Genomic DNA, 22,648 nt, shown 5'->3' on the forward strand with positions numbered 1-22,648 from the left:
ACCTGTGCACGTATGGATCCGGCAGACGTGCGGCGGCTCCGGCCGGTCGCCGGCTCAGTCGTGCGGGGGCAGGGAACCGAGCGCGTGGTCGGCGGCGTTCAGGGCCTCGTCCACCAGTCGCCGCAGATGCCCGTGGCGCACGGCGTAGACCACCCGGCGGCCGTCCTTGCGGGTGGTGACCAGCCCGGCGAGGCGGAGCTTGGCGAGGTGCTGGCTGACCGAGGGCCGGGCCGCCCCGCACGCCTCCGTGAGCGTGGTGACATCGGCCTCGCCGCGGGCGAGCCGCTCCATCAGCGCCAGGCGGGTGCGGTCCGCGAGCAGGGCCAGCACGGACGCGGCGACCTCCAGCCGGTCCCCCCGCTCCTGCGAAACCTGTGCACCTGCCAGATCCGTGCCTGCGCTCATGCGCCCATCGTAGGGCGGCCGCGGTGCCATGCCACGGGCCACCGTGCAATGCCACGGGCCCCGCCGCCCCCGGCCGGGGGTGACGGGGCCCGTTGTGCAGGCAGGGCGGATGGGATCAGCCGAGGGCCGGAGCCGTCTGCTGGGCCGCCGCCTCCGTGCCGTCCGCGCGCGAGGCCAGGAGCCGCTGGGCCAGGACGCCGAAGACGACGGCGAACACCGCCCACAGCACCAACTGGACGGCCAGCGAGGCGACCCGGAACTCCCACAGCAGGGCGGCGGGGAAACCGGGCTGGACCGCGTCGCTGTTGTCCGGCAGGAACACGAACGCCAGGGCGGCGGCGACCACGAAGGCACCGCTCGCGGCCAGCGTCGCGTTCCAGTTGCCCAGACGCGGCGCGAGCCGTCGTCCGAGGATGATCGCGCCGACGCCGAGCAGCACGCTCAGCAGGATCATCAGGAAGAACAGCGTGGTGCGCTGTCCGATGGTGTCCGGATTGCCCACCGCCGGCGGGGTGGCCGGGTACTTGAGGAACGGCACCAGGTAGACGGTGGCGAAGGCACCGGCCGCGGTGAGCGCCGCCGTCGCCCGCGGGCTGAACCCGCCGACGCGGCCGAGGGCGAACGAGAACGCGAGCGAGGCGATGCCGCCCAGCGCGACCCCGTAGACCAGGACGCCGGTGGCCAGACCGAAGGTGGACTGCACCGGCCGGCTGACCAGTTCCTCCTCCTCTTCGGCGGCTTCGGCCGGTGCGGCGTCGCCGCCGCCGTGCCCGGCGTGGGCGCTCGGGGCGGCCGCCGCGTCCTTGGCGGCCGCGGCCTCCTCCACGGCGATGGAACCCCGGACCGGGGGCTCACCCACCACGTAGGCGACGGCGAAGGCGAACAGCCCGGCGATCAGGCCCGCGAGCATGCCGCGGACCAACAGACCTCTGACAGTGGAGGCGTACATGTGCGTGGCCTCTCAGTGGCAGGGGAAGCCGAGCAGATGACGCCCGTCGTGGACCCACTCGTGCACGCCCTCGCCGGCGAACACGGCCGTGGCGCCCTGCTCGGCACCGACGAAGTACAGGGCGACGAGCATCAGGAGACCGACGAAGAGCGCCCAGGGCAGGACCGCGCGCACGGGCAGCGGAGCCGACAGGGAGCCGGCGGGGGTGGATATGGCAGCGGAAGCGACAGCCTCGGCCATGATGGAACCTCCTCGGGGAACAACGCGTCCCATACGGTGGTGCAGGACGACGGTCCTCGGGTCTGACTCGCCGCGGCGCCTCCCCCGGAGGGGACGTCACCGCAGCACACAGTGGCGCGACCATGCCGGATTCACACCGGGCTTCCGTCTCGCCGTCGTCGCTATGTGCAAATGTCGCGGTGACGCTACCGTGCGGCGGGCCTGCGGCCAAGTGCCTGAGTCTCTGATCACACGCGGCTGCGGGGAAGATTCCGCCCCCGGGCCCAGGCCAGGGGCCGGGAGTGTCCAAGGAGTGGTACGGAAAAGACTGCTAAAATCCCGGTGTTGGCCTTCGGCGTGCGTGCCCCGTGCACATGCCCGGAGGCTTTTTTCATGCCTTCCGCCCTTCCCTCCTCCCTTCCTTCCTCTCCTCGCCCTCCCTCCTCCGAGCCGGACCCCGTGCCCGTCACCGGCTACCGCGACCTGCTCCGCAACCGGGAGTTCACCGGTCTCTACGCCGGCTTCACCCTGACCGTCGCCGCGAGCACCCTGTCGGGCTTCGCCCTCGGCACCCTCGTCGACCAGCAGACCCGTTCCCCCTTCCTGACGGCCGTGAGCATGTACGGCGCCACGTTCGCGACGGTGCTCGGCGCGCTGACGCTGATGTCGGTCGCGGACGGCAACCGGCCGCGCCGGACCCTCGTCGCGCTCCAGTTCGCCTCGCTGGCCGCTGTCTGCGCCCAGGCCGTACCGGGGCTGCCGCTCGCCGCCCGGTTCGGTCTGCTCCTGATGCTGGGCTTCTTCCAGTCCCTCGGGACCGGCACCCGGCTGGGGCTGCTCGCCGAGATCGTGCCGAACACCGCCTACGCACCCGCGCGTTCGCTCATGAACGTCACCGCGGGCGGTACGGCGATCCTCGGCTACGCCGCCGGCGCCGTCCTGCTGTCGTACCTGAGCCCGCACGGGGTCTTCCTCGTGGCCGCCGCCCTGACCGCCCTCGGACTCGCCGTGGTGGCGGCCACCGTCCGCGAACGCTCGATCCGGCTCACCCGCCGCCCCGGGCTGCGCCGGACCTGGACGACGAACGCCGAGCTCTTCTCCCACCCCGGCCGGCGGGCGCTGCTGCTGAACCTGTGGGTCCCCAACGGCCTGATCGTCGGCTGCGAGGCCCTGTTCATCTCCTACGATCCCGGCCGTGCCGGCGCACTGCTGGCCGCCGGATCGGCCGGCATGCTCCTCGGGGACCTGGCCGTCGGCCGGCTGCTGAGCGCCGAGCGGCGCCGGCGCCACGCCTTCGCCCTGCGGCTGCTGCTCGCCGTCCCCTTCCTGCTGTTCGCGTTCCACCCGCCCCTGCCGGTCGTGGTGGCCGCGGTGTTCCTCGCCAGTGCGGGGTTCGCGGCGACCCTGCCCCTCCAGGAGCAGCTCCTGGAGCTGACCCCCGAAGGGGTCCGCGGCCAGGTCCAGGGAGTCGAGTCGGCCGGCCGGATGACCTGGCAGGGCCTCGGCGCCGCGCTCGCCGGCGGTCTGGCCCAGTTCCTCGCCCCCGGCGCGGCGATCGCCCTCGCCGCGGCCCTCTCCGTCGCCGTCACCGTCCTCTCCCGGCCGTACGTCGGCCGCGCGGGTGGCAGTTGAGCGGGCACGCCGGAGCCGTGGCCCCGCCGCTGCCCGGACGGGCGGGCGGGCGGGTGCGGCGGGGCGGGGCCGGACCTACGGTGGGAGGACGGTCCGGGCACGGCTCGCACGTGCCGTGTGATGCGTGACGGAATCGGGTGACGGGAGTCGGCCATGGCCGGTGAGCTTTCCTTCTTCGAGCTGGGCGCGGGCGACAGCGAGCAGGCCCGTACCTTCTTCGGCGGACTCTTCGGCTGGACCTTCGAGCCGGGTCCGGCCGAGGGCGGCGGGTTCGCGATCCGGACGCCCAACGTCCCCGGCGGACTGCACGGCGGTGACCCCGGCGCCAGTCCGTACCTCTTCTTCGCGGTCGACGACATGGAGGCGGCGCTCGAACGGGTCCGCGGGCTCGGCGGCTCCGTCGACGACACCGACCTGGGGAGCGGTGAGGAGTCGGTCGCCCGGTTCGGCCGCTTCCAGCTCTGCCACGACGACCAGGGCACCCCCTTCGGCCTGCACCAGCCCCCGGCCGGCCGATGAGCCGCCCGGCCGTCGGGGGCCGGCCCCGCCCCTCTATTCGTGCAAGTGTTCGGTTCACGGGGTTAGGCTGGAGTCATGTACGCAGTCCAGGGCCTTCAGGGCTCCCTCTTCGACCAGGGTGACGAGATCGGGCTCGGCCCCCTGGGCGGCATGCGGCGCACCGAGCTCGGCGCCGGGGCCTGGGTCGACCACCTGCCCGGCTGGCTGAGCGGCGCCGACGCGCTCTTCGAGCGGCTGGCCGCCGACGTCCCCTGGCACGCCGAGCGGCGGCAGATGTACGAGCGGGAGGTGGAGGTGCCCAGGCTGCTCGCCTTCTACGGGGAGGGCGAGGCCCTGCCGCACCCCTCGCTCACCGAGGCCCGCGAGGCGCTGACCCGCCACTACGCCGCCGAGCTCGGCGAACCGTTCACCACCGCCGGCCTGTGCCTCTACCGCGACGGCCGGGACAGCGTCGCCTGGCACGGGGACCGGACCGGCCGTTCCTCGACCGAGGACACCATGGTCGCCATCGTCTCCGTCGGCGACCCGCGCGACCTCGCCCTCCGTCCCCGCGACGGCGGGGCCACCCTGCTGCGCCTGCCCTTGGGCCACGGCGATCTCGTCGTCATGGGCGGCTCCTGCCAGCGCACCATGGAGCACGCGGTGCCCAAGTCGGTGCGGGCGGTCGGGCCCCGCATCAGCGTGCAGTTCCGGACCCGCGGCGTCCGCTGACCTCCGGCTCCGGGCCCCGCACCCGGAGTTGCGGCCCCACCGGGGCCCGTCCAGGCTGATGGGCATGGATCTGGGTGCGTTCTCCGTGAGTCTGGCCGTGCGCGACATCGAGGCCTCCAGGGCGTTCTACGAGAAGCTCGGCTTCACCGCCTTCGGCGGGGACCCCGCGCAGAACTGGCTGATCCTCAAGAACGGCGACCACGTGATCGGGCTCTTCCAGGGCATGTTCGAAAAGAACATGCTGACCTTCAACCCGGGCTGGGACGCGGACGCGCAGCCGCTCGACTCGTTCACCGACGTCCGCGAGCTGCAGCGGGAGCTGAAGGCGGGCGGCGTGGAGTTCGTGACGGAGGCCGACGAGTCCGGCTCCGGTCCGGGCAGCTTCCTCGTCCTCGACCCGGACGGCAATCCGGTCCTCGTCGACCAGCACCGCTGAGCCCGTACGGCGCCGAACCGTACCGCCGCGGCCTCACGCGACGGGGTCCGGCTCCTTCGCCGGGCGGACGGCCCCGGCCGCCGCGTGCAGCGAGCGCAGCGCCAGCAGCAGCATGCCGATGTCGTCCAGGTACACCGGGTCCGGAATCAGGTCCACCGGCGAAACGGTGTAGATCACCGCAACCCAGAACAGGGCCTTGTCGCGCAGCGGGATCCCCGCGTCGAGCAGCAGCCGCCGCGCCTTGAAGACCCGTACGAACAGCACGGCCGCGGCGATCGCGAGCCCCACCGCGACGACCGTGAGCAAGGTGAGCCAGACCTTTCCGTCCATGCCGCCCCTATACCCCGAAACCGGCACGCGCTACCCGATCGGCGGCCGGATCCACTCAGGCACCCTGCTCGCGCAGCCTGCGGCCGACCTCGCCCAGCCCCTCGGCGAGCGCGTCGAGCTGTCCGGGGGTCAGGACGTCGACGAGGATCTCCCGGACCGTCGCCACGTGCCCCGGCGCGGCCTCGTCCAGCTTGGCGCTCCCGGCGTCGGTGAGGACGGCGAAGACACCGCGGACGTCGGAGGGGCAGCTGCGGCGGCGGACCAGTCCGGCCTTCTCCATCTGCGTGACCTGATAGGTCAGCCCGCTCTTGGAGTTGATCAGGCCGTTGGCGAGCTCGGTCATCCGCAGCTCGCGCCCGGGCGCCGCGGCGAGTCGTACGAGGATCTCGTACTGGGGGTGCGAGAGCCCGGCCTCGTCCTTGAGCTGTTGGTCGAGACGGCGGTTCACCAGGGCCGATGCGGCCAGGAAGCCGCTCCAGGCCCGCATCTCGCGGTCGTCCAGCCATCTCGGTTCAGACATGGCTCCAGCCTACACGGGTTGTTCCAATTTGAATCAATGGTTAGGGTCGACGATCAGCGGTTCGAATTTGAACAACTCCCTGCCACCTCCACCGGGCCGCCCGACCGGAAGGACCCCCCATGACCAGCCCCTCCGTCACCACGACGAAGCCGCAGGCCGCCGCACCGGCCGTACGCCCCGAACCCACCGCCCTCTCCACCCCGGGCCACGACACCGGCCTGCTCCTCCTGCGCCTCGTCCTCGGCCTCACCATGGCCGCCCACGGCACCCAGAAGCTCTTCGGCTGGTTCGACGGCGGCGGCATCAGCGGCACCGGCCAGTTCTTCACCGCCAGCGGCTACCCCGCCGGTGACGCCATGGCCGTCCTCGCCGGGCTGACCGAGACCCTGGGCGGCCTCGGCCTCGCCCTCGGACTGCTCACCCCGCTCGCCGGCGCCGCGATCGTCGGCACCCTCATCAACGCGATCGCCGTCCACGGCGCCGGCGCCTTCTTCGCCCCCAAGGGCATCGAGTACGAACTGCTGCTGACCGCGGGCGCCGCGGTCCTCGCCCTCACCGGCCCCGGCCGGTACGCCGTCGACCGCTTCCTGCCCGTCCTGCGCGGCCACCGCCTGGCGCACGGCGCCCTCGCCGTCGCCCTCGGCGTGGTGCTCGCCGCGGTGCTGCTCCTCGTGCGCAGCTAGAGCCGTCCCCAGAGCCTGACGTAGCGCGCACGGGGGTGTCCGGGGCCCGAGCTGATTGGCCCCGGGCATTCGCGGGAAGAGCGCACCAATGACACAACCCATCGAAGACTACGCACTCATCGGCGACCTCATGACGAGCGGACTGGTCGGCCGTGACGGGTCCATCGACTGGCTGTGCCTGCCCCGCTTCGACTCGGCCGCCTGCTTCGCCAAACTCCTCGGCGACGAGGAGAACGGCCACTGGTGCATCGCCCCCGTCGACGCCGCCGACGGAGAGCCGTGCACCCGCCGCGCCTACGTGGACGGCACGCTCGTCCTGGAGTCGTACTGGGTGACCGACTCCGGCACCGCCAAGGTCATCGACTTCATGCCGCAGCGCGACGGGGCCCCCGACGTGGTCCGCATCGTCGAGGGCATCAGCGGCACCGTGCGGATGCACAGCATCCTGCGCCTGCGCTTCGACTACGGCCACGTCGTCCCCTGGGTGCGCCGCGTGGAGGAGGACCGGGTCGCCGTCGCCGGGCCCGACTCCGCGTGGTTCCGCAGCGTCCCCCCGGTCCGCACCTGGGGCGAGGCCAACAGCACCCGCTCCCAGTTCCCGGTCACCGCCGGCCGGCGCGTCGCCTTCGTCCTCACCTGGCACCCCTCGCACGAGCCGCGCCCCGAGCCCGGCGACCCCTTCGAGGCACTGGAGCAGGGCCTCGCGGACTGGCGCGAATGGAGCGCGCAGTGCCGCTACGAGGGCCCCTACGAGGAGGCCGTGACCCGCTCCCTGATCACCCTCAAGGCCCTCACCTACGCCCCGACCGGCGGCATCGTCGCCGCCTCCACCACCTCCCTCCCCGAGGAGCTCGGCGGCGTCCGCAACTGGGACTACCGCTACTGCTGGCTCCGGGACTCCACCCTCACCCTCGGCTCGCTCCTGTCCACCGGCTTCCTCGACGAGGCCCGCGCCTGGCGCGAGTGGCTGCTGCGCGCGGTCGCGGGCGACCCCGCCGACCTCCAGATCATGTACGGGATCGCCGGCGAGCGCCGGATCCCCGAGAGCGAGCTGCCGTGGCTGAGCGGCTACGCCTCCTCCGCCCCGGTCCGGGTCGGCAACGCCGCCGTCGACCAGCTCCAGCTCGACGTGTACGGCGAGGTCATCGACTCCCTGCACCTGGCTCGGTCCTCCGGGCTGCCCTCCGAACACCACGCCTGGCGGATCCAGCTCGCCCTCCTCGACTTCCTGGAACGCAACTGGCGCCGCCCCGACGAGGGACTGTGGGAGGTGCGCGGACCGCGCCGGCACTTCGTGCACTCCAAGGTGATGGCGTGGGTCGCCGCCGACCGGGCCGTGCGCGCCCTGGAGAGCGACTCCTCGATGCCCGGCGACGTGGAGCGCTGGCGGACCATGCGCGACGAGGTGCACCGCGACGTGTGCGAGCACGGTTACGACCCCGAGCGGGGCACCTTCACCCAGTACTACGGCTCCAGCGAGCTCGACGCCGCCACCCTGCTCATCCCGCGGGTCGGCTTCCTGCCGCCGGACGACGCGCGCGTCGTCGGGACGGTCGACGCGGTCCGGGAGGAGCTCGGCCGCAGCGGACTGGTCCGCCGCTACACCACCGAAGGCCCCTCCGTCGACGGATTGCCGGGCGATGAAGGAGCCTTCCTGGCCTGCTCGTTCTGGCTCGCCGACGCCCTGTGCCTGACGGGCCGGGAGAAAGAGGCCCGCGACCTGTTCGAGCGGCTGCTGGCCGTGCGCAACGACGTGGGACTGCTCGCGGAGGAGTACGACCCGCTCGCCGGCCGCCAACTCGGCAACTTCCCCCAGGCGTTCAGCCACGTCGGCCTGGTCAACACCGCGCTGATCCTGGGGGGAGGCGCGGTCGGCCCGGGCCGGTCCGCGACCGCCGGCTGACGGCTCCTACGCGTCCCCGCCCCTGCGGGACGCCAGCAACAGGGCGATGTCGTCCGGCCGGTCGGTGGTGGCGTCCGCCTCGCCGACCAGCCGGTCGGCGGTCTCGGTCAGCGGGGACGGCCGGGCCGCCGCCAGGGTCACCCGCAGCCGCTCGACCCCGTCGTCGATGTCGATGCCCGGCGTCTCCACCAGCCCGTCCGTGTAGAGGGCGAGCACCGCGCCCGTCTCCAGCCGCAGTTCCGTGACCGGGTACGAGGCGTCCGGGTCGATGCCGAGCACCACCCCGCCCGCCAGGTCCAGCACCTCGGTCCGGCCGTCGGGGTGGCGCAGGAGCGGCTGGGGGTGACCGGCCCGGACGGCCCGGACGGCGCCCGACGCCGGGTCGAGCAACACGTAGCAGCAGCTGGCGAACTGGCCCGGATCCAGGTCGATGAGCAGCTGGTTGGTGCCCCTCATCACCTGCTCCGGCGTACTGCCGCTGAGCGCGAAGGCCCGTACGGCGCTGCGGAGTTGACCCATGGTCGCCGCAGCCGCCACACCGTGGCCCTGGACGTCCCCGATGACGAGGGCCAGCAGGCCGCGCCCCGTCTCGATGACGTCGTACCAGTCGCCGCCGACGTCCATGCCCGCGGTGCCCGCGAGATAACGGCCGACCGTGTCCACGTTCTCGCGCACCGGCAGCCGGTGCGGCAGCAGGGCCGACTGCAGCCCGCGGGCGAGGGCCGCCTCGCTGTCGTAGCGCCGGGCCCGCGCCAGGGCCTGCGCGATCAGGCCGGCCAGCGCCGTGAGGACCGTACGCTCCTCCGCGCTGAAGCCCCGGGGCGCGTCGAAGCCCAGGATGCACGAGCCGACCGGCCGGCCGGAGGCGATCAGCGGCAGGAAGGCGCGGGCACCGACGTGGGCGTCCAGCGGAATGCCCGGATAGGCGGCGGCGAGATGCTCCATCGACTCGAAGAACATCGGCCGGCCCGTGGTCAGCGTCTCCACGCCCGGCAGCCGCACATCGAGCGACACTCCGTCGAACCGGTTGAGGAAGCCCTGCGGGAAACCGGTCTCCCAGGCGAGGTACAGGTGCCGCTCGTCGAGGAGGTAGATGGCCAGCTGGCGGCCGCCGAAGGCCGGCAGCAGCTCCTCGGTGACCACCGCCGACACCTGCCGGGCCGTGACCGCCTCCGACAGCGCGATGGCGAGGGCCACCGGCCGGTACAGCGCGGAGGCCTGGTCGGAGGGCAGACCCAGGCCCGCGCCCGGCTGGACCACCGACGCGGGTGCGTAGGCGGGCTTCTCGGTGCTGTCGATCGTCAGGGTCACGCCGTCGGGGGCGGGGTGCAGGTCCACCGACAGCCACTCCCCGGGCGGGTGGCGGCCGCGACGGGCCGGGAAGCGCGCCGGCTCGCCGGACATGAAGACGGCCCGGAAGTGGTCGTCGTAGGCGTGGTGGCCCAACCAGGGCAGAGCCTCCCACAGCACCTTCCCGTACAGCTGCGGGCCGGTGAGGCCGAGCCGCTCCTCGGCCGCCTTGTTGACGAAACCGATCCGGCCCTGCCGGTCCAGGGAGAGCACCGCCAGCGCGATCCGGTCGAGGGCCGCGCGGGCACCCGCGGACCCGGTGTCGGGCGGCGGCGTCGCCACCGCCACGGGGTCTCCCTCCCACACGACGGGCGCCCCGGCCGCCGCGAGCCCTGCGAGGTCCCCGGCCAGCCGGTCCGCGGCCTCCCGCAACCGTTCCCGGTCCACGGCCCCGACCGGGATGCCGGGGGTCGCCGGGCGCAGCACCAGCAGCACGCCGAACCGCTGCGTCCCGGCGGTCACCGGCTCGTACAGCGAGGCGAACGGGAACGGCAGGCTGGCCACGAGCTGCGGGAAGCGGCCCACGGCCGATTCCGCGTCGGCCAGATGCACGGCCTGCCCGGTGCGGTAGGCCTCGGCGGGCGGGTACGGGCGGTTCACCTGGATCCGCCACCACGGGCGGAACAGCGGCAGCGGCAGTCCCATGAACACGGCCAGCAGCAGCAGGCCGGCGGTGGGCGAGCGCATGTACACCCCGCCCGCGTACCCACCCACGGCCTTCACGGCGCCCGTGGTCGCCCGGGCGAGCGCCTGGGTCAGGGCATCAGGGGCCGGGACGCCGCCGCCGTCCGCTCTCGCGATCACACAGTCAGGATGCGCCCTCGGCGGCGGCCACTGCATCCCGGCTGCGCCCGCGCCGCCCCGCGCCCCGGTACCCGGTTACCACCGCGGCCGACGCGCACAGCAGCGCCACGGCCACCGTGCGCAACGCGGCCCCCATCGCGTCGGTGAAGGCGGCGACCTGGGCCGGATCCTGCGGGTTCCCGTGGAAGCGCGAGGCCAGCAGGGTGCCGACCACCGCCACCCCGAGGGCGGCGCCGATCTCCCGGGCCGCGGTGTTCAGCCCCGAGCCGAGCCCGGCCTGGTGGGAGGGCAGCTCCGCGACCACCGTCAGGGTCAGCGAGGGCGCGGACAGGCCCGTACCCACGGACAGCACCAGCAGGTAGAGCGCGTACAGGGGGTACGGGGTGGCCGCGTCGACGGTGGAGACCAGCAGCAGCCCCGCCCCGATCAGGCCCAGCCCGGCGCCGACCGGCAGCCGGGGCCCCGTGCGCTCCTGGAGCCGGGCGCCGAACCTGGGCACCAGGGCCATGCCGACGGTCAGCGGGACGATCGCGAACCCGGTCTCGGCGGGGGAGAAGCCCTTCGCGTACTGGAGGTACTGGGCGTTGACGAAGAACAGGGCGAAGAGCCCGAAGAAGCCGGTCCCGATGCCGAGCGTCCCGGCACGCAACTTGCGCGAGGCGAAGATGCGCGGGTCGAGCAGGGGCCGGGCGGCGCGCAGCGCATGGCCGGTGAACGCGGCGAGCAGCCCCGCACCCGCGCCGAAGGCGGTCAGCACCTGCACCGAGGCCCAGCCGTACGCGGGCCCCTCGATGATCCCGTAGACCACCGCGAGCAGCGCACCCGCGAGCAGCGCCGCTCCGAAGGGGTCGACGGCGGCGGCGGGCTGCGAGGGAGTACGGGGGACCGCGCGGGCGACCGCGAGCGCGAGCAGGGCGGCGAGCGGGACCACGGCCCAGAACAGGGCCCGCCAGGTCAGGTACTCCCCGGCCAGGCCGCCGCCGACATTGCCCGCCAGGCCCCCGAGGCCCGCGGACAGCGTCCAGGTGGCCAAGGCGCGGCCCCGGCGCTCGGGCGGACTCAGGTGGACCAGGACGGACATGGTGGCGGGCATGATCAGGGCCGCGCCCGCCCCGCACACACCGCGGCCGGCGATGAGCACGGCCGGGGCCTCGGCGAGCGCGCTGGCCGCCCCGCCCACGGCGAACAGGCCGAGCCCGGCGAGGAGGGCGCCCTTGCGGCCGTACCGGTCGCCGAGCGCCCCGGCGGGGATCAGCAGCGCGGCGAACACGATGACGTACGCGTCCACCGACCACAGCAGCTCGCCGGGATCCGGATGCAGGTCGGACGCGGCGAGCTGGGGGATCAGCAGGTTGACGGCGGCGACCATCCCCTGGGCGACCAGCACGCAGGCGCACAGGGCGAGCAGGGCGGGCCGGGTGAGGGAGGGCGCGGGGACGGTGGGACCCTGCGCGACGGCATGGCGGAGCACGGCTCCTCCTCGGAGTCGGTGGCGGTACGGCGAAAGGAAAGAAGGAAGGAAAAGGAAGGAGAGGAACGCAGAAGGGGACGGGAAGGCCGGCAGCGGCCATCACCCTTGGATCACCGTAGAGTTGGACCGACCTGCTTTCCAGTGCAACTTCTGCAAGGGATCCATGCGTGTGACGCAATCCGGGCTCGACCTGAATCTCCTCGTCGCTCTGGACGTCCTCCTGGAGGAGGCGAGCGTGTCCCGGGCGGCAGCCCGCATGCACCTGTCCGAGCCCGCCATGAGCCGCACCCTCGGCCGGATCCGCAAGGCCCTCGGCGACCCCGTCCTGGTTCGGGCCGGCCGGGTCATGGTGCCCACCCCGCACGCGCTCGCCGTACAGGGCGAGGTCCGCGCGGTCGTGGAACGGGCCCGCGCCCTCTTCCTCACCGGCGCGGAGGTGGACCTGCCCACCCTCACCCGCACCTTCACCGTGCTGGCCAACGACGCCTTCACCGCCGTCTACGGGGCCACGCTCTTCACCCGGGTGACCCGCGAGGCACCGGGGGTGCGGCTGCGCTTCCTCCCGGAGAGCCACGTGGACGTCCCCGCGCTCCGCGAAGGCGTCGCCGACCTGGAACTCGGCGTCGTCGACACCCGTTCCCCCGAAGTGCGCGTCGAGCACCTGTCAGAGGAGCGCATGCTGGGCGTCGCACGCCGCGGGCACCCGCTGCTCCGCGGCCGCCTCACGCCGCGCCGGTTCGCCGCGGCCGAGCACCTGATCGCCTCCCGGCGCGGCCGCCTGGAGGGCCCGGTCGACGCCGCCCTCGCCGGACAGGGGCTGTCCCGGCGCGTGGTGGGCAGCGTGGGCACCTTCCCCGCCTCCCTGTTCGTCCTGCGCGAGAGCGACCTCGTCGGACTGCTGACCACCCAGGTCGCGCCGCTCGCCGCCGCGCTGGGGCTGGAGACCTTCGAGATCCCGCTCGCCCTGCCGCCCCTGCCCTTCGGCATGGCCTGGCACCCGCGCCACGACGCCGACCCGGCGCACGCCTGGCTGCGCGCCTGCGCCCGCGAGCTGATCCCGACCGGTCAGGAGGGGCCCGAGCGCCCGCGATAGGCCGACCGCCTCCCTCGTCCGGGGGACGTACGGGTGTACGGGCCGCCCCGGGTCGCGCCGCGGGGCACCATACGCACGCGTCCCACCCCCGGCAGGCCCCCGGAAGGCAGAGCATGCGGTTCCAGTACGACACCATCGGCGAGCGTTACGCGGAGTCCAAGACCACGGCGGCCTTCTCGGCGGCCGACACCTACACACTGCACGGAGCCCTCGACGCGCTCGGCGGGGTACGCGGGCTCGACGCCCTCGACCTGGCCTGCGGATACGGCTACAACACCCGGCTGCTGGCCCGCGGCGGGGCCCGCCGGACCGTCGGCGTGGACGTCTCGGAGGAGATGATCCGGCTGGCCCGCGAGCACGAGGCCACGAAGGACCGGCCGGACGTCGAGTACCACGTCGCCGACGCCGCCGGCCTTCCCCACCTCGGCCCCTTCGACCTCGCCACCGCCGCGTACGTCTTCAGCTACGCGCCCGACCGCAGGTCCCTGCACGCGATGTTCCGGTCCGTCCGCGCCAACCTGCGCGCCGGCGGGCGGCTGCTGGCGATCGTGCCCAACGCGGGCGCGTTCCCCCGTGTGGACTGGTCGCCGTACGGGGTCCGCATCCTCGACCGGATCCCCGACGGCGACGCACCGCTGCTGAAGGCGCACTTCCTGACCGAGCCGCCGGTGCCCTTCGAGTTCCGCGAGTGGGCCCACGCCGACCTCGCCGAGGCGGCCGTCGAAGCGGGCTTCGCCACCATCGGCTGGCAGCCGAACCGGACCCCGCCCGCCGACGCCGTACGCGACGAGGCGTACTGGACGGCGTACCGGGCCTGGCCGATCAGCTCCCTGATGACCTGCACGGCATAGCGGCCGCCGCCGTCACCGCCGTGGCCTCACAGCTCCGCCGTCGCCCCGATCAGCTCGACGATCCGGTCGCGCGCCGCGCGCCCCTCCGGCACCGGCAGCAGCGGGTACGCGTGCGGCAGCCCCGCCGCCTCGTGGAACTCCACCTCGACCCCGTCCGCACGGGCCCGGCGCAGCAGCTCCCTGCTGTCCGTGATCAGCACGTCCCGGGTCCCGGTGAACACCGTCAGCGGCGCCAGCCCCGCGAAACTCCCGTGCAGAGGGCTCACCCGGGGATCCTCGGCGGCCAGGGTCCCCGCGTACAGCCGGCCGGCCTCCCGCAGCCCCGGACGGGCCAGCATCGGATCGGCCGCCTCGATGGCCGCCTGGTCCGGATGGCTCATGGTCACGTCCAGCCAGGGCGAGATCAGCACGATCCTGGAGGGCTGCGCCCCGGTGCGGTCGCGCAGCCGCTGCGCGGCCGCCAGCGCCAGCCCGGCCCCCGCCGAGTCCCCGATGAGCACCGTTCCGCCGCCACCGCCGCCCGCGATCAGGCCGCTCAGCAGATCGGCGGCGACCGGCACGTTCCGGTCGGCGGTACCGCGCGGGGCGAGGATGTACGCCGGCACGACGACCCGCGCCCGGGCCTGCGTGACCAGGGTCCGGATCAGCGCCCAGTGCGGGCGGACCAGTTCGTTGATGTACCCGCCGCCGTGCACGTACAGCACCTGGGCGGCGGGCTCCCTCCCGAGCGGGGAGACGTCGTACACGGGCCAGGCTCCGACGAAGGTCCGCGAGATGTCCGCGACCCGGCCCAGCGAACGCGGCGGCAGATGGGAGGCGGGCCGGCGGGCGGACTCCGCCACCCGGGTCCGTACCGCCTCGGCGCTCGCGAACCGTCTTCGCCGTCCCGCCGCCATCAGCGCCGCCGACAGCGCCCTGCTGCGCAGACTCGGCACGCCCCTCACCTCCCCTTTTCCCCGCGCCGCCACCGGCACGGGACCCTTCCCCATCACCTGAGGAGCATAGGCGTGAAGCTGCGCTGTCGACCCGCTTAAGAAAGTCTCGATGGACTGATCACCGCGCCGATCGGCAGATTGGTGCCCGTCACCGACGCCGTCCGGGCCCGCACGCCCGCGGCGCCCCCTTCCGCATGCCTGGAGCCACCCCATGAAGGCACTCGTCAAGCACAAGGCCGAGCCCGGACTGTGGCTCATGGACGTCCCCGAGCCCGAGTACGGCCCCGGCGATGTGCTGATCAAGGTGCTGCGCACCGGCATCTGCGGAACCGACCTCCACATCCGGGCCTGGGACGGCTGGGCGCAGGGCGCGGTCAAGACCCCGCTCGTCCTCGGCCACGAGTTCGTCGGCGAGGTCGCGGCGCTCGGCGCGGACGTCCAGGACATCGAGATCGGCGCGCTGGTCAGCGGCGAGGGCCACCTGGTGTGCGGCAAGTGCCGCAACTGCCTGGCCGGCCGCCGCCACCTGTGCCGCAGCACGATCGGGCTCGGCGTCGGCCGGAACGGCGCCTTCGCCGAGTACGTGGTGCTGCCCGCGCAGAACGTCTGGGTGCACCGCACCACCGTGAACCTGGACGTCGCCGCGATCTTCGACCCCTTCGGCAACGCCGTGCACACCGCCCTGTCCTTCCCGCTGGTCGGCGAGGACGTGCTGATCACCGGCGCCGGCCCGATCGGGATCATGGCGGCGGCCGTGGCCAAGCACGCCGGTGCCCGCAACGTCGTCATCACCGACGTCAGCCCCGAGCGGCTGGAGATCGCCCGCAAGGCGGGCGCCACGCTCGCGGTGAACGTCGCCGAGTCCTCGATCGCCGAGGCGCAGACGCGGCTCGGCCTGCGCGAGGGCTTCGACGTCGGCCTGGAGATGTCCGGCCGCGCCGAGGCCATGCGCGACATGATCGACAACATGACGCACGGCGGCAAGATCGCCATGCTGGGCCTGCCGGCGCAGGAGTTCCCGGTGGACTGGGCGAAGGTCGTCACCTCGATGATCACCATCAAGGGCATCTACGGCCGCGAGATGTTCGAGACCTGGTACGCGATGACCGTGCTGCTGGAGGGCGGGCTCGACCTCAGCCCCGTGATCACCGGACGCTACTCGCACCGCGACTTCGAGGCCGCCTTCGACGAGGCGTCGACCGCCCGCAGCGGCAAGATCATCCTGGACTGGACGGCGTAACCGCCGGACCGGACCTGCTGAACCATCTCCCTCCGGCCGGGCCCCGCCCACCCCCCCTCCGCGGGGCCCGGCCCCCCTCCTCTTCCTTCGACTCCTCTTCGTCCGACTCCGCCGCACAAGGAGAACGCACCCATGTTCGAGTCCGTCCGCGACGACCTGCGCACCACCCTCGACGAGATCCGCGCCGCCGGCCTGCACAAGCCCGAGCGCGTCATCGGCACCCCGCAGAACGCGGCCGTCGCCGTCACCGCGGGCGGCACGGCGGGAGAGGTGCTCAACTTCTGCGCCAACAACTACCTGGGGCTGGCCGACCACCCCGAGGTCGTCGCCGCCGCGAAGGACGCACTGGACCGCTGGGGCTACGGCATGGCCTCCGTCCGCTTCATCTGCGGCACCCAGGAGGTGCACAAGGAGCTGGAGGCGCGGCTGTCGGCCTTCCTCGGCCAGGAGGACACGATCCTCTACTCCTCCTGCTTCGACGCCAACGGCGGAGTCTTCGAGACCCTCCTCGGCGCCGAGGACGCGGTCATCTCCGACGCCCTCAACCACGCCTCGATCATCGACGGCATCCGGCTGAGCAAGGCCAAGCGCTTCCGCTACGCCAACCGCGACATGGCCGAGCTCGAAGCCCGTCTGAAGGAGGCCACCGAGGGAGGCGCCCGCCGCAAGCTGATCGTCACCGACGGCGTCTTCTCCATGGACGGCTACGTCGCCCCGCTCGCCGAGATCTGCGACCTGGCCGAGCGCTACGACGCCATGGTCATGGTCGACGACTCGCACGCCGTCGGCTTCGTCGGCCCCGGCGGCCGCGGCACCCCGGAACTGCACGGGGTCATGGACCGCGTCGACATCATCACCGGCACCCTCGGCAAGGCCCTCGGCGGCGCCTCCGGCGGTTACGTCGCGGCGCGCGCCGAGATCGTGGAGCTGCTGCGCCAGCGCTCGCGCCCGTACCTCTTCTCCAACTCCCTCGCCCCGGTCATCGCCGCGGCCTCCCTCAAGGTCCTCGACCTGCTGGAGTCCGCCGGTGACCTGCGCGAGCAGCTCGCCGCCAACACCGCGCTCTTCCGCACGAAGATGACCGGGGCGGGCTTCGAGATCCTCCCCGGCGACCACGCCATCGCCCCCGTGATGATCGGCGACGCGGCGGAGGCGGCCCGGATGGCGGAGCTGCTCCTGGAGCGCGGGGTCTACGTGATCGGCTTCTCCTACCCGGTGGTGCCGATGGGTGCGGCGCGCATCCGCGTGCAGCTCTCGGCGGCCCACTCGACGGCCGACGTCGAGCGCGCGGTGGCCGCCTTCGTCGACGCCCGTGCGGCGCTGGCGGCCGAGAAGGCCTGACCGGCCCGACCGGCCTGACGGCCCGGGCCCGAGTGGCCTGAGGGGTCGGAGCGCTCCGCGTGGCCAGGGCCGCGGGGGTGGCGAGAGCGACCTCCGCGGCCGGAGGGACCCACGTGGCCTGCGACAATGGAGGGGTGATCGACCCCCGCCGGCTGCGCATCCTGCGGGCCGTGGCGGACCACCGTACGGTGACCGCCGCGGCCGCAGCCCTGTACCTCACCCCCTCGGCCGTCTCCCAGCAGCTCGCGGCGCTGGAACAGGAGACGGGCCACGCGCTGCTCACCCGCAGCGGCCGCGGTGTACGGCTCACCGCGGCCGGTGAGATCCTCCTCGGCCACGCCCACCAGGTGCTGGCGCAGTTGGAGCGGGCGGAGGCCGAACTCGCCGCGTACGCGGGCGGCTCGGCGGGCGAGGTCACCGTGGCCGCCTTCGCGACGGGGATCGCGGAGGTCCTGGCCCCGGCGATCGCCCGGCTCGCACTGGAGCAGCCGGGCATCCGGCTGCGGGTCCGGGACGCGGAGGGCGACCAGAGCCTGCCGCTGCTCCTGGACGGCGAGGCGGACGTGGCCCTCGCGGTCGAGTACCGGGGCGGGCCCGGGGCGGACGACGCCCGGCTGTCGGTCCTCCCGCTGTACGCGGAGCCCTTCGACGCGGTGCTGCCCTCGGGGCACCCGCTGGCCGACGCACCCGCGGTGTCGCTGGCCGATCTGTCCGACTCGGACTGGGTGGGCCAGTACCCCGGCAACCCGTGCCACGACGTGACGCTGCTCGCCTGCGAACTGGCGGGCTTCCAGCCCCGGTTCGTCCACTCCTCCGACGACTTCCGCGCCGTGACGGCGCTGGTGGGTGCCGGGGCCGGGGTGGCCCTCGTACCGCGCTCGGCGCTGCGGGGCATGGACCTCAAGGAGGTCCAGGTCCGACCGGTCACCGGCGCGGCCGCCACCCGCCGGGTCTTCGCCGCCACCCGCCGCGGCGCTGAGACCCATCCCCTGATCGCCCCCGTACTGGCCGCCCTGGTCCGGGAGTCCGAGCGGCTGCCGGCCCACTGAGCGCGGTACGCCGTACGCCGACCGCAGCGCGCCGGGCGGTCCGGGCGGGTCAGCCGAGCGTGAAGACGGTCCCGGGCGCCGCGTGGGCGACCGGCCCGGCGTAGTGCGCCGCAGCGCGGGACACCGCCTCGTCCGGGGTGAGGCCGCGGCCCACGTGCGTGACGACCAGCCGGCCGGCGCGTGCGGCGGCCGCCGTCGTACCGGCCTCCTCGGGCGTGTGGTGGAGGTGTTCGCCCTCGTCGGGCGAAGGCCGGCGGGCGCTCTCCGCCTCGCACAGCAGCAGGTCGCACCCCTCGGCGAGGGCCGTCAGCGCGGTGCACGGCGCGGTGTCCCCGGAGTAGACGAGCGACCGGCCGCCGGCCTCGACGCGGACCGCGAAGGCCGGCATCCCGTGCGCGACGGCGCTGCTCGTGAGCGCGAGGGACCCGATCCGGGCCCGGTGTCCGTCGTGCAGTTCGTGGACGGCGAAGGCGGACTCGACGGGGCTGCGCGCGGCGCCGTTGGTGAGGAAGCCGGCCAGCCGGTCCACGATGCCCGGCGGGCCGAACAGCGGTAGCGGCGCCGTCCGTTCGACGTCGGCGAAGAGCAGGCCGTAGTACGCGGTGAGGAGGTCCGCGCTGTGGTCGGCGTGCAGGTGCGAGATCCAGACCGCGTCCAGCTCGGCCAGCCCGACGTACCGCTGGAGCGGTCCGAGCGTCCCCGTGCCGGCGTCCATCCAGACGCGCGTGCCGCCGCCGGACACCAGGTAGCCGGAACAGGGGTTGTCCGGGGCCGGATACGGAGTGGCGCTGCCGAGGACGGTGAGGCTCAGGGGTCGGCTGTCCACCCGGGGAGTCCAGGCAGGCGGCGGACCGGACGGTGAACCACCCGGTCCCGACGGTCGCGCCGGTCCCGACGGCTGCCCGGGGCCGCGGCTCATACCCGTACCACCTGCACGCCCGCGGCCTCGAACTCCCGGGCCACCCCCGCCGCCAGGCCCGTGTCCGTCACCAGCACGTCCACCGACGAGGTGGCGCAGATCCGGGCGAAGGCGCGCACGCCCAGCTTGCTGGAGTCGGCCGCGACCACCACCCGGCGGGCCCGCTCGCACAGCAGGCGGTTGACCGAGGCCTCGTCCTCGTGGCGGGTCGCCGCGCCGTCCGCCGGGTCGAAGCCGTCCACGCCGAGCACCGCGGTGTCCACGGCGAGTTGACCGAGCACCTGCTCGGCGAGGGGCCCCGTCAGCTCGTACGACTGGGGGCGGGCGACGCCCCCCGTCAGCACGATCTTGAACTGCGGCCGGATCACCAGCTCGCCCGCGATGTTGAGGGCGTTCGTCACCACGGTGAGCGCCGGCGAGCCCTGGGCCAGGTCCGGGCGGCCGGCCAGGGCCCTCGCCACCTCGGTGGTCGTGGTGCCGCCCGTCAGGCCGATCACCTCGCCCGGGGCGACCAGGGCCGCCACCGCCTCGCTGATCCGGCGCTTCTCGGCGGCGCGGCGCGAGGTCCGGTAGCGCAGCGGGAGTTCGTACGAGACCCCGTGCAGGACCGCCCCGCCGCGGGTGCGGACCAGCAGCTGCTGTTCGGCGAGCTGGTCGAGGTCGCGGCGAATGGTCGCGGCCGACACGCCGAGGGCCTCCGCGGCCGGCTCCACCTCCAGCTCACCCCGCTCCACGAGCAGGTCCAGCAGTGCCTGCCAGCGCTCCTTGCGCGTCATCGTCCGCCCCTCCGGTGTACTGCGACATTCGTTCCACGGCGCTCGCCGGTGCGTTTCCCCCGGCCTCGTCCGGCCCACCCCGCGACACTAACTCAGTCGATCACCCCGTGGATGCTTGAAGTTGCGTGAAACTGCCCGATACCTTGCAGGAACACGCATTCAGACCGGCCTGTCGCACGAGGGAGCCCGTATGAGTCACGTCGCGTACGAGTTGGGCACGCAGCCCGCATGCTGGGAGAGGGCCGCCGAACTGGCCCCGGCCCGGCGGGCGGTGCTGCCGCAGCCGGGGGAGCGTACCGCGATCGTCGGGTGCGGGACCTCGTACTTCATGGCCCAGGCGGCTGCCGTGCTGCGCGAGGAGGCCGGGCAGGGCGAGACCGACGCCTTCCCCGCCTCGGAGTTCCCCCGCCACCGCCGCTACGACCGGGTCGTCGCCCTGACCAGATCCGGCACCACTACCGAGGTGCTGGACCTGCTGGGCGCGCTCCGCGACGCGGGCGTGCCCACGACCGCGGTCATCGGCGATCCCGCGACCCCGGTGATGACCCTCGCGGACGAGCTCGTCGTCCTCGACTTCGCCGACGAACAGTCCGTCGTGCAGACCCGCTTCGCGACCACCGCCCTCACCCTGCTGCGCGCCCACGTCGGGCTACACATCTCTGCCGTGGTCGCGGACGCCCGTACCGCCCTCACCGAGCCGCTGCCCACCGAGCTGGCGAGCCGGGGGCAGTTCACCTTCCTCGGCCGCGGGTGGAGCGTCGGGCTGGCCAACGAGGCCGCGCTGAAGATGCGGGAGGCCTCGCTGTCCTGGGCGGAGTCCTACCCGGCGATGGAGTACCGGCACGGGCCGATCAGCGTCTCCGGACCCGGCACCGCCACCTGGTCGCTCGACGAGGCCCCCGAGGGGCTCGCCGCGCAGGTACGGGCCACCGGCGCCCAGTGGGTGGCCGGACGGCTCGACCCGCTCGCCGAACTGGTCCGCGTGCACCGCCTCGCCCTCGCCGTCGCCGCCCACCAGCAGCTGGATCCGGACGCGCCGCGCCACCTCACCCGCTCGGTGATCCTCACCACCGGCGAGGAGGCGGTCCGATGAGCCTCGTACCCGCGGGCCCCCTCGTCCTGGAAGCGGCCCGCGCGGGCCGCGCCGTCGCCGCCTTCAACATCATCACCCTGGAGCACGCCGAAGCCGTCGTGGCCGGGGCCGAGGCCACCGGGCTGCCCGTCATCCTGCAACTGAGCGAGAACGCCGTGAAGTTCCGCGGCGGGCGGCTGCTGCCCATCTCCCGCGCGGCCGCCGCCTGCGCGGAGGCCGCCGGGGTCCCCGTCGGCCTGCACCTGGACCACGTCAAGAGCGCGGATCTGCTCCGGCAGGCCTGCGACGCCGGGTACAGCTCGGTGATGTACGACGCCGCGCACCTCCCCTACGCGGAGAACGTGGAGGCGACGGGCTCCGCCGCCGAGTGGGCGCACGCCAACGGTCTGTGGATCGAGGCCGAGCTGGGCGAGGTCGGCGGCAAGAACGGCGCCGCCCCGCTGGATCCGCACGCGCCCGGCGCCCGTACCGACCCCGACGAGGCACGCCGGTTCGTCGCCGACTCGGGCGTGGACGCGCTGGCCGTCGCCATCGGCAGCAGCCACGCGATGACCAGCCGGACCGCGGCCCTGGACCACGTGCTGCTGGCCCGGCTGGCCAAGACGGTGGACGTGCCGCTCGTCCTCCACGGCTCCTCCGGGCTGCCGGACGCCGAGCTCGCGGCGGCCGTCGCCGGCGGCATCCGCAAGGTCAACATCGGCACCGCGCTGAACCTGGCCATGACCGAGGCCATCCGCACCCACCTGACCCCGGCGGACCCCCGGCCGTACCTGACGGCCGCCCGTACGGCGATGACGGCGACCGCGGCGGCTATGATCAGCGCCTTGAACTGACGGGCATCGGGGCGGGGGGCGGGGCGGTCGTGGAAGCGCAGCCGGGACGTACGAGTCGGCGCAGGTTCCTGCTGATCGCCGGCCTCCCGCTGCTGGCCGCGGGCGGCCTCACGGCGTACGCCGCGTGGCCGGAGCCGGACCGGTCCAAGGTCCGGGTCCGCACCGACCTCAAGCCGTTGGAGTCCCGCTTCGGGACGTACGTGGGCGAGCTGACCGAGGCGCACTGGGTGGGCTACGACATCGACGAGAGCCCTGGGGACCGGACCATCCCCAGCCCGGACTCCCGGATCCGCCTGGTCGGTGTCGCCCGCCTCGCGGCCGGCGGCGCGGCCGCGATCGTGCGCAACGCCGAGTACGCCTTCACGCCCGCCGTCCCCGCGTCCGCGCTGCCGGCCCCGCTGGAGAAGTACTCGCCCGCCGACGCCGCCTGGCAGCACAGCCCGCAGTTCGACGCGTACGTGAACCGCCCGCAGTCGGACGGCCACCCCTCGGGCGCGTACCACCTCGACGAGGCCCGGGACCTCGTCCACTTCGACCTCCTCTACCTCTACACCTGACGTCCGGGGGCGGACGTCCCACTCAGCGG

General features: G+C 73.9%; 24 protein-coding genes. 14 read left to right on the forward strand and 10 right to left on the reverse strand.

Annotation, left to right across the window (positions count from 1 at the left end; all coding sequences use genetic code 11):
* Positions 1–54 precede the first annotated feature (54 nt).
* From ACIPYQ_RS12625 to ACIPYQ_RS12635, 3 genes are all read right to left on the reverse strand, one after another.
* On the reverse strand, positions 55–405 hold the full coding sequence (locus ACIPYQ_RS12625; protein ID WP_361762156.1) for a metalloregulator ArsR/SmtB family transcription factor: 351 nt from the start codon (positions 403–405) through the stop codon (positions 55–57).
* Between the two features lie 115 nt (positions 406–520).
* Positions 521–1,354 (reverse strand): CbtA family protein, encoded by an 834-nt coding sequence (locus tag ACIPYQ_RS12630; protein ID WP_401249574.1) that lies wholly within the window; start codon positions 1,352–1,354, stop codon positions 521–523.
* Between the two features lie 12 nt (positions 1,355–1,366).
* On the reverse strand, positions 1,367–1,594 hold the full coding sequence (locus ACIPYQ_RS12635) for a CbtB-domain containing protein (RefSeq protein WP_030384356.1): 228 nt from the start codon (positions 1,592–1,594) through the stop codon (positions 1,367–1,369).
* Positions 1,595–2,032: 438 nt separating this feature from the next.
* Here ACIPYQ_RS12635 and ACIPYQ_RS12640 point away from each other — a divergent pair, with 438 nt between their 5' ends.
* The 4 genes from ACIPYQ_RS12640 to ACIPYQ_RS12655 all read left to right on the forward strand — a co-directional run bounded on the left by ACIPYQ_RS12640 (position 2,033) and on the right by ACIPYQ_RS12655 (position 4,871).
* Positions 2,033–3,205, forward strand: a complete 1,173-nt coding sequence (locus tag ACIPYQ_RS12640; protein WP_401249577.1) for an MFS transporter — start codon at positions 2,033–2,035, stop codon at positions 3,203–3,205.
* A gap of 153 nt (positions 3,206–3,358) precedes the next feature.
* Positions 3,359–3,724: a VOC family protein gene (locus tag ACIPYQ_RS12645; protein ID WP_362232203.1), complete on the forward strand. Its 366-nt coding sequence runs from the start codon at positions 3,359–3,361 to the stop codon at positions 3,722–3,724.
* Between the two features lie 75 nt (positions 3,725–3,799).
* Complete coding sequence (locus ACIPYQ_RS12650) at positions 3,800–4,435, forward strand: alpha-ketoglutarate-dependent dioxygenase AlkB (protein ID WP_361762144.1); 636 nt, start codon at positions 3,800–3,802, stop codon at positions 4,433–4,435.
* Between the two features lie 64 nt (positions 4,436–4,499).
* Positions 4,500–4,871, forward strand: coding sequence for a VOC family protein (locus ACIPYQ_RS12655; RefSeq protein ID WP_362232200.1), 372 nt, complete (start codon positions 4,500–4,502; stop codon positions 4,869–4,871).
* A gap of 33 nt (positions 4,872–4,904) precedes the next feature.
* Here ACIPYQ_RS12655 and ACIPYQ_RS12660 read toward each other — a convergent pair whose 3' ends face one another.
* Both ACIPYQ_RS12660 and ACIPYQ_RS12665 read right to left on the reverse strand, forming a co-directional pair.
* On the reverse strand, positions 4,905–5,201 hold the full coding sequence (locus ACIPYQ_RS12660; protein WP_361762138.1) for a YkvA family protein: 297 nt from the start codon (positions 5,199–5,201) through the stop codon (positions 4,905–4,907).
* Between the two features lie 55 nt (positions 5,202–5,256).
* On the reverse strand, positions 5,257–5,721 hold the full coding sequence (locus ACIPYQ_RS12665; RefSeq protein WP_361762135.1) for a MarR family transcriptional regulator: 465 nt from the start codon (positions 5,719–5,721) through the stop codon (positions 5,257–5,259).
* 119 nt (positions 5,722–5,840) lie between these two features.
* On the opposite strand from ACIPYQ_RS12665, the gene ACIPYQ_RS12670 reads away from it, so the two are divergent.
* Both ACIPYQ_RS12670 and ACIPYQ_RS12675 read left to right on the forward strand, forming a co-directional pair.
* Positions 5,841–6,404 (forward strand): DoxX family protein, encoded by a 564-nt coding sequence (locus ACIPYQ_RS12670; RefSeq protein ID WP_401249583.1) that lies wholly within the window; start codon positions 5,841–5,843, stop codon positions 6,402–6,404.
* A gap of 88 nt (positions 6,405–6,492) precedes the next feature.
* Positions 6,493–8,307 (forward strand): glycoside hydrolase family 15 protein, encoded by a 1,815-nt coding sequence (locus ACIPYQ_RS12675; RefSeq protein WP_401249586.1) that lies wholly within the window; start codon positions 6,493–6,495, stop codon positions 8,305–8,307.
* 6 nt (positions 8,308–8,313) lie between these two features.
* Here the strand turns inward: ACIPYQ_RS12675 and ACIPYQ_RS12680 are convergent, their stop codons facing one another.
* Both ACIPYQ_RS12680 and ACIPYQ_RS12685 read right to left on the reverse strand, forming a co-directional pair.
* A complete protein-coding gene (locus ACIPYQ_RS12680; protein WP_401249589.1) occupies positions 8,314–10,497 on the reverse strand; it encodes a SpoIIE family protein phosphatase in 2,184 nt (727 codons plus the stop codon).
* Positions 10,466–11,932, reverse strand: coding sequence for an MFS transporter (locus ACIPYQ_RS12685; RefSeq protein ID WP_401249592.1), 1,467 nt, complete (start codon positions 11,930–11,932; stop codon positions 10,466–10,468). The genes ACIPYQ_RS12680 and ACIPYQ_RS12685 overlap by 32 nt, the downstream gene beginning before the upstream one ends.
* A gap of 163 nt (positions 11,933–12,095) precedes the next feature.
* On the opposite strand from ACIPYQ_RS12685, the gene ACIPYQ_RS12690 reads away from it, so the two are divergent.
* Both ACIPYQ_RS12690 and ACIPYQ_RS12695 read left to right on the forward strand, forming a co-directional pair.
* Entirely contained in the window at positions 12,096–13,025 is a 930-nt protein-coding gene (locus ACIPYQ_RS12690; RefSeq protein WP_401249595.1) for a LysR family transcriptional regulator, read from the forward strand.
* Between the two features lie 113 nt (positions 13,026–13,138).
* On the forward strand, positions 13,139–13,876 hold the full coding sequence (locus tag ACIPYQ_RS12695; protein ID WP_361762121.1) for a class I SAM-dependent methyltransferase: 738 nt from the start codon (positions 13,139–13,141) through the stop codon (positions 13,874–13,876).
* A 26-nt stretch (positions 13,877–13,902) separates the two neighbouring features.
* Here the strand turns inward: ACIPYQ_RS12695 and ACIPYQ_RS12700 are convergent, their stop codons facing one another.
* Positions 13,903–14,811 carry an alpha/beta hydrolase gene (locus ACIPYQ_RS12700; RefSeq protein ID WP_362232190.1) on the reverse strand — a complete coding sequence of 303 codons (909 nt, stop codon included), beginning with the start codon at positions 14,809–14,811 and terminating at the stop codon, positions 13,903–13,905.
* Between the two features lie 211 nt (positions 14,812–15,022).
* On the opposite strand from ACIPYQ_RS12700, the gene tdh reads away from it, so the two are divergent.
* From tdh to ACIPYQ_RS12715, 3 genes are all read left to right on the forward strand, one after another.
* Positions 15,023–16,051 (forward strand): L-threonine 3-dehydrogenase, encoded by a 1,029-nt coding sequence (gene tdh / locus ACIPYQ_RS12705; RefSeq protein ID WP_401249599.1) that lies wholly within the window; start codon positions 15,023–15,025, stop codon positions 16,049–16,051.
* 132 nt (positions 16,052–16,183) lie between these two features.
* Positions 16,184–17,392 (forward strand): glycine C-acetyltransferase, encoded by a 1,209-nt coding sequence (locus ACIPYQ_RS12710; protein WP_361762112.1) that lies wholly within the window; start codon positions 16,184–16,186, stop codon positions 17,390–17,392.
* A gap of 134 nt (positions 17,393–17,526) precedes the next feature.
* Positions 17,527–18,441 (forward strand): LysR substrate-binding domain-containing protein, encoded by a 915-nt coding sequence (locus tag ACIPYQ_RS12715; RefSeq protein ID WP_401249603.1) that lies wholly within the window; start codon positions 17,527–17,529, stop codon positions 18,439–18,441.
* A gap of 49 nt (positions 18,442–18,490) precedes the next feature.
* Here ACIPYQ_RS12715 and ACIPYQ_RS12720 read toward each other — a convergent pair whose 3' ends face one another.
* Complete coding sequence (locus tag ACIPYQ_RS12720; protein ID WP_401249606.1) at positions 18,491–19,267, reverse strand: MBL fold metallo-hydrolase; 777 nt, start codon at positions 19,265–19,267, stop codon at positions 18,491–18,493.
* 89 nt (positions 19,268–19,356) lie between these two features.
* Complete coding sequence (locus ACIPYQ_RS12725) at positions 19,357–20,136, reverse strand: DeoR/GlpR family DNA-binding transcription regulator (protein ID WP_401249609.1); 780 nt, start codon at positions 20,134–20,136, stop codon at positions 19,357–19,359.
* A gap of 190 nt (positions 20,137–20,326) precedes the next feature.
* On the opposite strand from ACIPYQ_RS12725, the gene ACIPYQ_RS12730 reads away from it, so the two are divergent.
* The 3 genes from ACIPYQ_RS12730 to ACIPYQ_RS12740 are packed head-to-tail and all read left to right on the forward strand — an operon-like array spanning position 20,327 to position 22,619.
* A complete protein-coding gene (locus tag ACIPYQ_RS12730) occupies positions 20,327–21,229 on the forward strand; it encodes an SIS domain-containing protein (RefSeq protein ID WP_401249612.1) in 903 nt (300 codons plus the stop codon).
* Positions 21,226–22,062: a ketose-bisphosphate aldolase gene (locus ACIPYQ_RS12735; protein WP_401249615.1), complete on the forward strand. Its 837-nt coding sequence runs from the start codon at positions 21,226–21,228 to the stop codon at positions 22,060–22,062. The genes ACIPYQ_RS12730 and ACIPYQ_RS12735 overlap by 4 nt, the downstream gene beginning before the upstream one ends.
* 29 nt (positions 22,063–22,091) lie before the next feature.
* Complete coding sequence (locus ACIPYQ_RS12740) at positions 22,092–22,619, forward strand: hypothetical protein (RefSeq protein ID WP_401249618.1); 528 nt, start codon at positions 22,092–22,094, stop codon at positions 22,617–22,619.
* Positions 22,620–22,648: the final 29 nt, after the last annotated feature.

The sequence above is a fragment of the Streptomyces sp. NPDC090045 genome (assembly GCF_044747975.1).
Classification (GTDB): domain Bacteria; phylum Actinomycetota; class Actinomycetes; order Streptomycetales; family Streptomycetaceae; genus Streptomyces.

Excerpts from the sequence above, each read along its gene's own strand:
- ACIPYQ_RS12625 (WP_361762156.1), bottom strand. The coding sequence starts at position 405 with ATGAGCGCAGGCACGGATCTGGCAGGTGCACAGGTTTCGCAGGAGCGG.
- ACIPYQ_RS12630 (WP_401249574.1), bottom strand. The coding sequence starts at position 1,354 with ATGTACGCCTCCACTGTCAGAGGTCTGTTGGTCCGCGGCATGCTCGCG.
- ACIPYQ_RS12635 (WP_030384356.1), bottom strand. The coding sequence starts at position 1,594 with ATGGCCGAGGCTGTCGCTTCCGCTGCCATATCCACCCCCGCCGGCTCC.
- ACIPYQ_RS12645 (WP_362232203.1), top strand. The coding sequence starts at position 3,359 with ATGGCCGGTGAGCTTTCCTTCTTCGAGCTGGGCGCGGGCGACAGCGAG.
- ACIPYQ_RS12650 (WP_361762144.1), top strand. The coding sequence starts at position 3,800 with ATGTACGCAGTCCAGGGCCTTCAGGGCTCCCTCTTCGACCAGGGTGAC.
- ACIPYQ_RS12655 (WP_362232200.1), top strand. The coding sequence starts at position 4,500 with ATGGATCTGGGTGCGTTCTCCGTGAGTCTGGCCGTGCGCGACATCGAG.
- ACIPYQ_RS12660 (WP_361762138.1), bottom strand. The coding sequence starts at position 5,201 with ATGGACGGAAAGGTCTGGCTCACCTTGCTCACGGTCGTCGCGGTGGGG.
- ACIPYQ_RS12665 (WP_361762135.1), bottom strand. The coding sequence starts at position 5,721 with ATGTCTGAACCGAGATGGCTGGACGACCGCGAGATGCGGGCCTGGAGC.
- ACIPYQ_RS12670 (WP_401249583.1), top strand. The coding sequence starts at position 5,841 with ATGACCAGCCCCTCCGTCACCACGACGAAGCCGCAGGCCGCCGCACCG.
- ACIPYQ_RS12675 (WP_401249586.1), top strand. The coding sequence starts at position 6,493 with ATGACACAACCCATCGAAGACTACGCACTCATCGGCGACCTCATGACG.
- ACIPYQ_RS12680 (WP_401249589.1), bottom strand. The coding sequence starts at position 10,497 with ATGCAGTGGCCGCCGCCGAGGGCGCATCCTGACTGTGTGATCGCGAGA.
- ACIPYQ_RS12690 (WP_401249595.1), top strand. The coding sequence starts at position 12,096 with ATGCGTGTGACGCAATCCGGGCTCGACCTGAATCTCCTCGTCGCTCTG.
- ACIPYQ_RS12695 (WP_361762121.1), top strand. The coding sequence starts at position 13,139 with ATGCGGTTCCAGTACGACACCATCGGCGAGCGTTACGCGGAGTCCAAG.
- tdh (WP_401249599.1), top strand. The coding sequence starts at position 15,023 with ATGAAGGCACTCGTCAAGCACAAGGCCGAGCCCGGACTGTGGCTCATG.
- ACIPYQ_RS12710 (WP_361762112.1), top strand. The coding sequence starts at position 16,184 with ATGTTCGAGTCCGTCCGCGACGACCTGCGCACCACCCTCGACGAGATC.
- ACIPYQ_RS12725 (WP_401249609.1), bottom strand. The coding sequence starts at position 20,136 with ATGACGCGCAAGGAGCGCTGGCAGGCACTGCTGGACCTGCTCGTGGAG.
- ACIPYQ_RS12730 (WP_401249612.1), top strand. The coding sequence starts at position 20,327 with ATGAGTCACGTCGCGTACGAGTTGGGCACGCAGCCCGCATGCTGGGAG.
- ACIPYQ_RS12735 (WP_401249615.1), top strand. The coding sequence starts at position 21,226 with ATGAGCCTCGTACCCGCGGGCCCCCTCGTCCTGGAAGCGGCCCGCGCG.